Here is a 212-nt window from a genome sequence, read left to right as displayed (position 1 = left end):
TCAGGTCAAACAAAAGTATATGGCGCAACAGATCCAGCACTAAACTATACAATTACAGGATTCGTAAATAGTGATACAGAATCTAGTTTAGATACAGTAGTTAGCATCGCAAGAGCAACAGGAGAAGATGTAGGAACCTATACCATTACACCTTCCGGTGCTGTTGATAGTAATTATAACATAAGCTTTGTAACAGCCGACTTTAGCATCAC

At 38.2% G+C, this 212-nt stretch carries 1 protein-coding gene; it reads left to right on the top strand.

What is annotated here, in order from left to right:
- Positions 1-212, top strand: a 212-nt coding sequence (locus Q0662_RS11980) for an MBG domain-containing protein (RefSeq protein WP_298950189.1), incomplete at both ends; no start/stop codon positions are given.

Origin of the sequence: uncultured Polaribacter sp. (assembly GCF_947503855.1) — a bacterium.
Taxonomy (GTDB): domain Bacteria; phylum Bacteroidota; class Bacteroidia; order Flavobacteriales; family Flavobacteriaceae; genus Polaribacter.
The sequence above is the reverse complement of the archived record's forward strand: the minus strand, read 5'-3'. Positions and strand labels throughout refer to the sequence as shown.